Source organism: Streptomyces sp. NPDC050211, from assembly GCF_040656035.1.
Taxonomy (GTDB): domain Bacteria; phylum Actinomycetota; class Actinomycetes; order Streptomycetales; family Streptomycetaceae; genus Streptomyces.
This window is the reverse complement of sequence record NZ_JBFALC010000090.1, coordinates 22,817-31,118: the sequence shown is the minus strand read 5'-3', so window position 1 is coordinate 31,118 and position 8,302 is coordinate 22,817. Positions and strand designations below refer to the sequence as shown.

9 protein-coding genes are annotated in these 8,302 nt (G+C 71.7%); 3 read left to right on the top strand and 6 right to left on the bottom strand.

Going from position 1 to position 8,302, the window contains the following annotated elements; translation table 11 throughout:
* Window positions 1-41: 41 nt before the first annotated feature.
* The 3 genes from AB0I98_RS45000 to AB0I98_RS44990 all read right to left on the bottom strand — a co-directional run bounded on the left by AB0I98_RS45000 (window position 42) and on the right by AB0I98_RS44990 (window position 3,146).
* Window positions 42-1,199, bottom strand: coding sequence for an ROK family transcriptional regulator (locus AB0I98_RS45000; protein WP_362951872.1), 1,158 nt, complete (start codon window positions 1,197-1,199; stop codon window positions 42-44).
* Between the two features lie 100 nt (window positions 1,200-1,299).
* Window positions 1,300-1,962 carry a response regulator transcription factor gene (locus AB0I98_RS44995; RefSeq protein ID WP_362951871.1) on the bottom strand — a complete coding sequence of 221 codons (663 nt, stop codon included), beginning with the start codon at window positions 1,960-1,962 and terminating at the stop codon, window positions 1,300-1,302.
* 14 nt (window positions 1,963-1,976) lie between these two features.
* On the bottom strand, window positions 1,977-3,146 hold the full coding sequence (locus AB0I98_RS44990; RefSeq protein ID WP_362951870.1) for a histidine kinase: 1,170 nt from the start codon (window positions 3,144-3,146) through the stop codon (window positions 1,977-1,979).
* Between the two features lie 108 nt (window positions 3,147-3,254).
* On the opposite strand from AB0I98_RS44990, the gene AB0I98_RS44985 reads away from it, so the two are divergent.
* The 3 genes from AB0I98_RS44985 to AB0I98_RS44975 are packed head-to-tail and all read left to right on the top strand — an operon-like array spanning window position 3,255 to window position 5,373.
* Entirely contained in the window at window positions 3,255-4,175 is a 921-nt protein-coding gene (locus tag AB0I98_RS44985) for an ATP-binding cassette domain-containing protein (RefSeq protein ID WP_362951869.1), read from the top strand.
* 1 nt (window position 4,176) lies between these two features.
* Window positions 4,177-4,902 carry an ABC transporter permease gene (locus tag AB0I98_RS44980; protein ID WP_362951868.1) on the top strand — a complete coding sequence of 242 codons (726 nt, stop codon included), beginning with the start codon at window positions 4,177-4,179 and terminating at the stop codon, window positions 4,900-4,902.
* Window positions 4,903-4,959: 57 nt separating this feature from the next.
* On the top strand, window positions 4,960-5,373 hold the full coding sequence (locus tag AB0I98_RS44975; RefSeq protein WP_362951867.1) for a hypothetical protein: 414 nt from the start codon (window positions 4,960-4,962) through the stop codon (window positions 5,371-5,373).
* Here AB0I98_RS44975 and mug read toward each other — a convergent pair.
* The 3 genes from mug to AB0I98_RS44960 all read right to left on the bottom strand — a co-directional run bounded on the left by mug (window position 5,351) and on the right by AB0I98_RS44960 (window position 8,274).
* Entirely contained in the window at window positions 5,351-5,923 is a 573-nt protein-coding gene (gene mug, locus AB0I98_RS44970; RefSeq protein WP_362951873.1) for a G/U mismatch-specific DNA glycosylase, read from the bottom strand. The two genes, AB0I98_RS44975 and mug, sit on opposite strands and share 23 nt — an antisense overlap.
* Window positions 5,920-7,362, bottom strand: coding sequence for an adenylosuccinate lyase (gene purB / locus AB0I98_RS44965; protein ID WP_362951866.1), 1,443 nt, complete (start codon window positions 7,360-7,362; stop codon window positions 5,920-5,922). Before purB ends, mug begins: the two co-directional genes overlap by 4 nt.
* A gap of 129 nt (window positions 7,363-7,491) precedes the next feature.
* Window positions 7,492-8,274: an SGNH/GDSL hydrolase family protein gene (locus AB0I98_RS44960; RefSeq protein ID WP_362951865.1), complete on the bottom strand. Its 783-nt coding sequence runs from the start codon at window positions 8,272-8,274 to the stop codon at window positions 7,492-7,494.
* Between the last annotated feature and the right edge of the window lie 28 nt (window positions 8,275-8,302).

Genomic DNA, 8,302 nt, shown 5'->3' with positions numbered 1-8,302 from the left:
GAGCTTCTCCGGGGCGCGACGCGTTTCCGGGCCGGCTCCGGTCAGCGGCGTGCCGTCACCGTGCCCTCCACCGCGAAGAGCTGCTCCTCCACATGGTCGAGGGCGAGCCGCAGCGCGCCCGTGGTCACGGCCGCCTCGCCGAGGAGGGACAGCGTCACCTTCGGGGGCCGCAGACAGTAGCGCTCCAGTTCACGCCGCAACGGCTCCAGTACGCCGTCCAGTCCGGCCGCCCAGCCGCCGATGACGACCAGTTCGGGGTCGAGGGCGAGGACGAGCGCGGCCACGTCGTGGACGAGGCGCTGGATGAAGCGGTCGACGGCCGCACGAGCGCGCTGGTCGCCCTCGCGGGCCTGCGCGAACACCTCGGCCACCGCCTGCTCGTCCAGCGGATGCAGCGGCTCGTCGGTCGTCGACAGCAGGGTCTCCGGAGTCACCTCACGGCCGAGCAGGTGCAGGGCGCCGATCTCGCCGGCCGCCCCGCCGTACCCGCGGTGCAGCCGTCCGCCGATCAGCGACCCGGCGCCCGGACTGAGTCCGGCCAGTACGAAGACGACGTCGTCCGACTCGGTGGCGGCGCCCTTCCAGTGCTCGGCGACCGCGGCGGCGTTGGCGTCGTTCTCGACCAGCACCGGGCACTTGAAGGAACGGCTCAGCCGCTCGCCCAGGTGCAGCCCCGTCCACTCGGGCAGCGCGGTGCCCAGGCGTACGGTGCCGTCCGCCTCGACGATCCCGGGCGTGGCGACGCCGACGGCCCGCAGGGAACTGCGAGCGACACCGGCCCGGCGCAGCAGGTCGGCGACCGCGGTGCGCAGCCGCTCCAGACGCTCGTCCGCAGCTGCCGTCTCGTCGACGTCCTTGGCGATGGCGCCCAGCACCCGTCCGTCGAGGTCGGCGAGGAGCGCGGCTACCCTGTGCGGCCCGATCTCCAGGCCCAGCAGATGACCGGCCTCGGCCCGGAACCGGAAGCGCCGCGCCGGCCGCCCCTGTCGTCGGGCCACACTCTCGTCGGCGGCTTTCTCGACGACGAGTCCGGCCTCGATGAGCCCCTCGACTACGCCCTCGACCGTGGGCCGGGACAGTCCGGTCACCCGGGTGATCTCGGTCAGCGTGGCGCAGTCCGTGGCGCGCAGCGCATGCAGCACCACCGCGGAATTGATCCTTCGCAGCAGCGAGGGATCCCCGCCGGTCAGCTGCCCCAACGTCCGTCCTCCCAGCTCGTGCGCGTGTTGGCGGGATCGTACTCGGCGTACCGGGCCCCGGCGAGTGCCAAGCCTGTGCTGATCGGTCGCGGAGGCGGGATCACCCCGGCGCGACGAACCCCGACTCGTACGCCGCGATCACCGCCTGCGTGCGATCGCGTGCCCCCAACTTGGCCAGGACGGCGCTCACATGAGACTTGACCGTCTCCGTGCCGACGACCAGCCGGGCGGCGATCTCCGCATTCGACAGCCCTCTGGCCATCAGCCGTAGCACCTCGGCCTCCCGCTCGGTCAACTGGGCCCGCTCCATCACGGCGCGGGCCGCGCGGTTCCCGCCGCCGTCCGCGTACTCAGCGGCGAGCTGCCGCACCGAGGCCGGGAACAGCAGCGACTCGCCCTCGGCGACCAGCCGCACCGCGTGCACGATCTCGGCGGGCCGGGCCCGCTTCAGCAGGAACCCGTCGGCACCGGCCCGCAGTGCCTCGTACACGTACTCGTCGTTCTCGAAGGTCGTCACCACGAGGATCTTCGGCGGCTCGTCCACCGTCCGCAGCACCGCGCGCGTGGCCTCGATGCCGTCAAGGAGCGGCATCCGTACGTCCATGGCGACCACGTCCGGCCGCAGCTGCCGCACCAGCGGGATCACCGCCGCCCCGTCGGCCGCCTCGCCGACCACCTCGATGTCGGGCTGCGCCTCCAGCACGGCCCGCAGACCCGCGCGGACAAGGGGCTCGTCGTCGACGAGGAGAACGGTGACCGGCATCCGGCCAGCGTAGATCAGCGCAGGGGCAGCTCGACGTGGACCTGCCAGTCACCTCGGTCCGGGCCGGTGCGCGCGCTCCCGCCGAGCAGCGCCGCACGCTCGCGTATGCCCCGCAAACCGCTGCCCCGGCCCGGGCCGACTATGTCGGCGGTCAGCGGATTGCGGACCTCCAGACCGAGGGTGCCGTCCGCGACGGCGATGCGGATCCGGACAGGAACGGCGCCCGCGTGCCGCAGCACATTGGTCAGGGACTCCTGGAGGATGCGATAGCCCTCACGGGAGACCGGGCCCGGCAGCGTGTCCACCGCGCCGGTCAGTTCGGCGTCGACCTTCGCCCCGGAGGCACGCGCGGACTCCAGCAGCCGGTCGGCGTCGGTGAGGGTCGGCCTGCTGCTCACCGGCCGCTCCGACTCGCGCAGCACGCCGAGGACACGCTCCAGGTCCTCCAGGGCGGCCCGGCCGGTCTCCTCGATGGCGTCCAGGGCACGGTCGGTGAAGGCCGGATCGCCCGCCGCACGCGCGGCACCCGCCTGCACGACGGCGACGGTCAGGGCATGGCCGATGGAGTCGTGCAACTCGCGGGCGATACGGGTACGTTCGAGCAGCTGGTCGGTGCGTTCCTCGAGGGCGGCGAGGCGTTCGGCGGGGGAGGGGCCGAGGAGGCGGAGGGCGAGCCGGGTGATCAGCTCGCCCGAGCCGACCACGAGCGCGCCGAGCAGGATCATCGGCACGGGGGATAGGAGCGCGTACCACCAGTGGTGGCCCGGGAAGCGAAACCATGAGCCGTCGGCCAGCTGCCCGCCCTGTGCCAGGTGCACCAAGTTGATGGTGGCGATGGGCAGTTGGAACGTGAGCATCGAGACCAGAATGCCCAGCAGCAGCCGTGCCTCCAGCCACACCACGGTCCGCCCGCGGTCGCCCCATGTGGCGGACGGCGCGACGACGATCTCCATGCTTCTGCCGTCCAGCCGGTGACCGGTCAGCAGCAGCCTCGCCTGCAGTCCCTCCACGGTCCGCATGGCGGGCACGAGTCCGCTGAAGGCCAGCACCACGCCGGCGCAGACCCAGGTCCACCACGCGTTCTCGATAAACAGCCACAAGGCCGGCCACACGACGGCGATGAACAGATGCAGCCACCGTGTGTACGTCACCGCCCGACCGAACGGGCGCAGAATGCGGACCATTCCGTCATCGTGCCAGCCACCACTGACAACGGACCTCCCCCGCCCGGGGGAGACGATCTCCACGCGCGGGGGAGGCCCCGCACCCGCGCCACCGGCCAGGCTGCTGCCATGACCAGCATCGAAGTCCAAGCCCTCACCAAGGAGTTCGGCACCCGGCGAGCCGTGGACCACCTCACCTTCCGCGTCCTCCCCGGCCGCGTCACCGGCTTCCTCGGCCCCAACGGCGCCGGAAAATCCACCACGATGCGCCTGGTGCTCGGCCTCGACCGGCCGACCTCCGGGACGGCCACCGTCGGCGGCCGCGCCTACGCCACCTTCCGCGAACCCCTGCGCCACGTGGGCGCCCTGCTCGACGCGCAGGCCGCGCACGGCTCCCGTACCGGCCGTGACCATCTGCGCACCCTGGCGGCGAGCAACCGCATCCCGTCCCGCCGGGTCGACGAGGTGCTGGAGGAGACGGGGCTCGCGTCGGTGGCACGCCGCCGGGTGAGGACGTACTCCCTCGGTATGCGCCAGCGGCTGGGCATCGCCGCCGCGCTGTTCGGGGACCCCGGGGTCGTCATGCTCGACGAGCCCTCGAACGGTCTCGACCCCGAAGGCATCATCTGGATCCGCCGGTTGCTGCGCCGGCTCGCGGGGGAGGGGCGCACGGTCCTGGTCTCCAGCCATCTGATGAACGAGACCGCCTCCTTCGCCGACCATCTCGTGGTCCTCGGCCGGGGCCGCCTGCTGGCCGACACCCCGATGCGGGAGTTCATCCACGCGCGCGTGCAGCCCACCGTGCGGATCCGCACGACGGACGCCACCGCACTCAAGAACGTCCTCGCCCGGCACGGCCACGACGCCGTGGAGCACGAGGACGGGCACTGGACGGTGCCGCACGCGCGCGTGGACGACATCGGCCGCCTCACGTCGGCCGCGGGCGTACCGATCCTCGAACTGAGCACGGAGGAAGGCACGTTGGAGCAGGCCTATCTCGATCTCACCGCCTCGGAGAGCGAGTTCACCGCCCAGCCGCAGGAGGCCTGAGATGTCGTTCGCACCCGTACTCCACTCCGAGTGGCTGAAGATCCGTACACTCCGCTCGCTCCTCGGGGCGCTCCTGGCTCTCTTCGCGGCGACCACGCTGTTCTCCGCGATCGCCGGCGTCTCCGACACGTCCGACCCGGAGTTCGACCCGCTGTTCATGGCGCTGTCCGGTGTCGCGCCCGGTCAGATCGCCGCCATCTCCTTCGGGGCCATGGCGGTGTCGTCGGAGTTCCACGGGGGCGGACTCCGGCTGTCGCTCGCGGCGGTGCCGCAGCGCGGGCGGTGGTTCGCGGGGAAGCTGGCGGTGATCGCCGTACCGACGCTGGTCGTGGGGCTGGTGACCGCGTTCACCGCCCTGCTCGCCGGGCGCGCGGGCATGGGCCCGGCGGCGAGCGGGCTGACGGTGGGGGAGCAGGTGCGGGGCGTCGTGGGCGCCGGAATCTACCTCACGCTCATGGCGTTGCTAGCTGCCGGGCTCACGGCCCTACTGCGCAGCGGGGTGGGTGCCCTGTCGCTGCTCATCCCATTCGTCCTCGTCGTCTCCTACGTGATCGGCGACGCGGCCGGCGGGCTCACCGACTACCTGCCCGACATGGCCGGCCAGATCGTGCTGTACGAGACACACGACGGAACGCCGGGTCCGTGGACGGGCCTTGCCGTCACCGCGCTGTGGACGGCCGCCGTGATCGTGGCGGGAGCGTGGAGCGTACGACGCCGGGACGCCTGAGCCAGGAGTCGTCTGACGCCACGCCAATTGTCAGAGGGAGGCGCTTTACTGGATCACATGGACATCGTGAAGGACCTGGCCCTCGTCGACCGGCTGTGCACCCGGGAGTTTCCCGCGGAGCACGGCAGGACGGAGGAGGGCATGGGCGGGCCCGGTTACTTCATAGCCCCGTTAGGGCCCGGTGAGTGGCCGAGCCCGGAGGACTGCTACGCCTATGAGACGGCGATGACAGGCCGGTTCACCACGCGTTGGGGAACGCCATTGCGGTCGGGGACTGTGACGCTCGGCGAGCGCATCGCACGAGGTGAGGACCTGTCCCAGCCGTGGACAACGCTCAGCGCCCTCGGGCAGGACGTGCGTACGTGGGAGGCGACCGGCACCGGGCGCACGGTCATGCTGGCGGTCGCCGACGTGGAGGAGGAGGACAAGCCTCAGCTGTTCGTCGTCGTCACGGACCTGGACTGGCCATGACCTGTTGACCCTCCGCCGCCACCCGCAACCGCGCGAACTCCTCCGCCATCGTCGCGGCCGTCCAGTGCGCGTTCAGCCCGCTCGGATTGGGCAGCACCCACACCCGCGAGTCACCGATCGTCCGTTCCTGTGGACCCACCTGGGCCTTGCGGTCGTCGAAGGCCGCCCGGTAGGCGGTGACGCCCACCACGGCCAGCCAGCGTGGCCGTAGCTCCGCCACCTTCGTCGCCAGCAGTCGCCCGCCCGCGCGGTACTCGTCCGCGCTCAACTCGTCGGCCCGAGCCGTGGCCCGTGCGACGACGTTCGTGATGCCGAGGCCGTAGGACAGCAACTCGTCCTGCTCGGACGGTTTCATGAGGCGGGGCGTGAAGCCGGACAGGTGGAGCACCGGCCAGAAGCGGTTGCCGGGGCGGGCGAAGTGGTGGCCCGTCGCCGCCGTCATCAGGCCGGGGTTGATGCCGCAGAACAGGACGCGGAGGCCGGCCGCGATCACGTCCGGTACGAGACGGTCGCGGGCGGCCTCCAGCTCCTCGGCGGTGAAACGCGTCAGAGGATCGCTCCCGGGGTGTAGCCCGCGGCGTCCGGGCGCTGCTTCACGATCTCTTCGACACGGCCGACGACGGCGGCGACCTGGTCGGCCGCGGCGCCGGTGAAGGACAGCTTGTCGGCCATCAGCTCGTCGAGCTGGGTGCGGCTCAGCGGGATGCGCTCGTCCGCGGCGAGCTTGTCGAGGAGTTCGTTGCGCTCGGCGCCCTGCTCGCGCATTGCCAGCGCCGACGCCACCGCGTTCTCCTTGATCGCTTCGTGCGCGACCTCACGGCCGACGCCCGCCCGCACCGCGCCCATCAGCACCTTGGTGGTGGCGAGGAAGGGCAGGTAGCGGTCCAGTTCGCGAGCCACGACCGCAGGGAACGCGCCGAACTCGTCCAGCACGGTCAGGAACGTCTCCAGCAGGCCGTCCAGGGCGAAGAACGCGTCCGGCAGCGCGACCCGGCGCACCACCGAGCAGGACACGTCGCCCTCGTTCCACTGGTCGCCCGCCAGCTCGCCGGTCATCGAGGCGTAGCCGCGCAGGATGACCATCAGGCCGTTGACGCGCTCGCACGACCGCGTGTTCATCTTGTGCGGCATCGCCGACGAACCGACCTGGCCCGGCTTGAAGCCCTCGGTCACCAGCTCGTGCCCGGCCATCAGCCGGATCGTCTTCGCCAGCGAGGACGGCGCCGCCGCGAGCTGTACCAGCGCGGTCACGACCTCGTAGTCCAGCGAGCGCGGGTACACCTGGCCGACCGAGGTGAAGGCCGTCGAGAAGCCCAGGTGCCCGGCGATCCGCTGCTCCAGCTCCGCCAGCTTGGCGCCGTCCCCGCCCAGCAGGTCCAGCATGTCCTGCGCCGTACCGACCGGGCCCTTGATGCCGCGCAGCGGATAACGGCCGAGCAGCTCCTCGACCCGGCCGTACGCCACGAGCAGCTCGTCGGTGGCCGTCGCGAACCGCTTGCCCAGCGTCGTGGCCTGCGCGGCGACGTTGTGGGAGCGGCCGGCCATGACCAGCTCGCCGTACTCACCGGCCAGCTTGCCCAGCCGCGCCAGCACAGCCACCGTGCGGTCGCGCATCAGCTCCAGGGAGAGCCGGGTCTGCAGCTGCTCGACGTTCTCCGTGAGGTCGCGGGACGTCATGCCCTTGTGCACGTGCTCGTGCCCGGCGAGGTCGTTGAACTCCTCGATCCGCGCCTTCACATCGTGCCGCGTGACCTTCTCACGCTCGGCGATGGACGCCAGGTCGACGGTGTCGAGGACGCGCTCGTAGTCGGCGATCGCCGCGTCCGGCACCTCGATCCCGAGGTCCTTCTGGGCCCGCAGCACGGCGAGCCAGAGCTGACGCTCCAGCTTCACCTTCTGCTCGGGGGACCAGAGCGTGGCGAGCTCGGCGGAGGCGTAGCGTCCGGCGAGGACGTTCGGGATGCGGGGCTTGGCGGGAGCAGAAGTCACGTGTCCAGATTCTACTGTTGGTTTCTGCAGGCCAGCGCCGCGGTCGCGTTCGGCGGAACCTACGAGACCTGTGTCACGCCAGTCGCCTCACGTGGCTCTGCGCCCGGCAGCCTCCCCGGAGCTCCAGGCTTACGTCGCCGGACCCTCGTAGGGCAGCAGTTCGGGCCGTTTCGGCGGCAGCCCGTCGCCCGAGGACCGGCCGGTCAGTCGGCGGCCGATCCACGGGAACAGGTGCTGTCTGGCGAATCGGGCGTCGGCGACCCGGCGCGTGGCCCACCCCGGCGGCGCTGTGGCCGGCGGCGGGGTGCGCCACTCGGTGTCCTCAGGCTCGTGGCCGAGCGCCTGCCACACCGCCTCCGCGACCCGCCGGTGCCCGTCGGCCGTCAGGTGCAGCCGGTCCACGTCCCACAGGCGCGGGTCGCTCAGCGAGGGGGCCCCGTACAGGTCGACGACGACCGCGCCGTGCCGTGCGGCGAGGTCGTCGACGCAGAGAAACAGCTCCTCCATGCGGGGCCGGAACCGTTCCAGGACCGGGCCCTGACGGCCGGGGCTGCGCATCAGCACCAGTTGCTTGCAAGCGGGCGCCAGCCGTTCCACTGCCTCTGTCAGCAGACCGCGCACCTGTCCCATGTCGCACTTGGGGCGGAGCGTGTCGTTGAGCCCGCCCACCAGCGTGATCACGTCGGCTTCCATGGCGGCCGCCACGTCCACCTGCTCGTCGACGATCTGCCGGATCAGCTTGCCGCGCACCGCGAGGTTCGCGTACCGGAAACCGGGAGCGCGGGTGGCCATCCGCCCGGCGAGGAGATCGGCCCAGCCCCGGTAGGTGCCGTCCGGCAGCAGGTCCGACATGCCCTCGGTGAACGAGTCGCCGACCGCGACGAGGCCGGTGAAAGTGGGGTTCTTCTGCATGGCGACAGAGATGGTATCTCGCGTCCAT

Coding starts and splice junctions, on each gene's coding strand:
- AB0I98_RS44995 (WP_362951871.1), bottom strand. CDS start 1,962: ATGCCGGTCACCGTTCTCCTCGTCGACGACGAGCCCCTTGTCCGCGCG.
- AB0I98_RS44990 (WP_362951870.1), bottom strand. CDS start 3,146: ATGGTCCGCATTCTGCGCCCGTTCGGTCGGGCGGTGACGTACACACGG.
- AB0I98_RS44985 (WP_362951869.1), top strand. CDS start 3,255: ATGACCAGCATCGAAGTCCAAGCCCTCACCAAGGAGTTCGGCACCCGG.
- AB0I98_RS44980 (WP_362951868.1), top strand. CDS start 4,177: ATGTCGTTCGCACCCGTACTCCACTCCGAGTGGCTGAAGATCCGTACA.
- AB0I98_RS44975 (WP_362951867.1), top strand. CDS start 4,960: ATGGACATCGTGAAGGACCTGGCCCTCGTCGACCGGCTGTGCACCCGG.
- AB0I98_RS44960 (WP_362951865.1), bottom strand. CDS start 8,274: ATGCAGAAGAACCCCACTTTCACCGGCCTCGTCGCGGTCGGCGACTCG.